This is a genomic window from Acetonema longum DSM 6540, from assembly GCF_000219125.1.
GTDB lineage: Bacteria > Bacillota > Negativicutes > Sporomusales > Acetonemataceae > Acetonema > Acetonema longum.
This window is the reverse complement of record NZ_AFGF01000259.1, coordinates 1-1,381: the sequence shown is the minus strand read 5'-3', so window position 1 is coordinate 1,381 and position 1,381 is coordinate 1. Positions and strand designations below refer to the sequence as shown.

The window sequence follows — 1,381 nt, the reverse complement described above, 5'->3', positions numbered from 1 at the left end:
GTTGCGAGAAAACCATTCTTTACGATCCATCGCCCGAAGACTAAAGCGTCACCCCAGTACCATCTCACGAGAAATCAGTAAGCGTCAGTAGCGGCCGAGCAAGGTCGTTTGTAATAGAGGTTGGAAACCCCGCCCGGTAAGGCGTAGCCGCGCCACCGGTAGCCAGCTTTGGAGGTACCGTAGTAATAGGGTAACTTAAGCGTAAGCGGTTAGGTAGTAGGCCTGAAAGTGGTCGAGACCCGAAAATACCCAACGGAGCAGGACAATGGTATTGACGCCCCAGAAGTCTACACGCGTGAATGCGGATGGCTAGTGTTCGCGTGCTGCCCCGGGGTCTATGAGCCAGGCATGCTATACAAAGTACAAGCGGTAACTCGGGAGGCCCACGCATCTCTCCGGAACAGGAGTATGGCCGTACAACGCAGTAAACGGAGGAGGCCAAATGGAGCGTGGGAGTCGGATGACGGCGTAGTACCGATGATTGGGGGTAATGCCGCAGGAGAGAAGGCCATCACATCAAGAGGCCCTCTCTGAGGGAAACATTCTCTATACGTAGGGATAGGAGAAGAATGGGAACAAAACTGGAGAGGATAAGCGAACGGGTAGCCCAGAATCCCAAAATGGTATTCACGTCGCTCTATCATTGGATCGATGAAGAACTGCTGGAAGCAATGTCATCGAGAAATGAACGGGAGAAAAGCGACCGGCGTGGACAAAGTAACGAAAGATGAGTATGAAACCAAGTTGGAAGAGAACCTAAGCAACCTTGTAGCCCGACTCAAGAAGAAAAACTACCGACCCCAGCCATCGTTACGCGTCTATATTCCCAAGACAAACGGAAAAATGAGGCCACTGGGAATCGCGGCGTACGAAGACAAGCTCGTGCAAGACGCGCTCAGACGTGTCTTGTCGGCAGTTTTTGAAGGCAGGCTCCACGACAGTATGCACGGATTTCGCCCAAACCGCAATTGCCACACCGCGCTCCGGGCGTTGAACACCCGGAGCGAGAAAGGCAGGACGAAGTACATCGTTGATGCTGATATCAAAGGGTATTTCAACAACATGGAGCACAGCACAATTCTGAAGCTTGTAAAGTTTAGACTGGCCGACCCAAACATTCTGTGGCTGATCAAGAAAACCCTGACGGCAGGAGTGCAGGAAGAAGGGAAATGGCGCGCGACGAGCAAAGGGGCAGAGCAAAGGCAACCTGGCATCCCCAATCATCGCGAACATCTACATGCACTACGCTCTGGCGCTATGGTTTGACAGGATATTCAAGCCTACTTGTCGGGGAGAGTGCGGCCTGGTCATCTATGCCGATGATTTCGTGGCAACATTCCAGTATAAGGATGAAGCGGAGTAGAAGGCGGCAAGGGCAGGG

At 52.6% G+C, this 1,381-nt stretch carries 2 protein-coding genes and 1 pseudogene; all 3 read left to right on the top strand.

The genetic code is table 11. The features are described from left to right. Position 1: 1 nt before the first annotated feature. Positions 2–82 (top strand): annotated as a pseudogene (locus ALO_RS21590) (helix-turn-helix domain-containing protein); the annotation flags it as partial. Between the two features lie 487 nt (positions 83–569). Next, positions 570–731, top strand: coding sequence for a hypothetical protein (locus ALO_RS22955; RefSeq protein ID WP_202945823.1), 162 nt, complete (start codon positions 570–572; stop codon positions 729–731). Then, a complete protein-coding gene (locus ALO_RS19155) occupies positions 709–1,266 on the top strand; it encodes a reverse transcriptase domain-containing protein (RefSeq protein ID WP_072031884.1) in 558 nt (185 codons plus the stop codon). Before ALO_RS22955 ends, ALO_RS19155 begins: the two co-directional genes overlap by 23 nt. Positions 1,267–1,381 lie beyond the last annotated feature (115 nt).

Coding starts and splice junctions, on each gene's coding strand:
- ALO_RS22955 (WP_202945823.1), top strand. CDS start 570: ATGGGAACAAAACTGGAGAGGATAAGCGAACGGGTAGCCCAGAATCCC.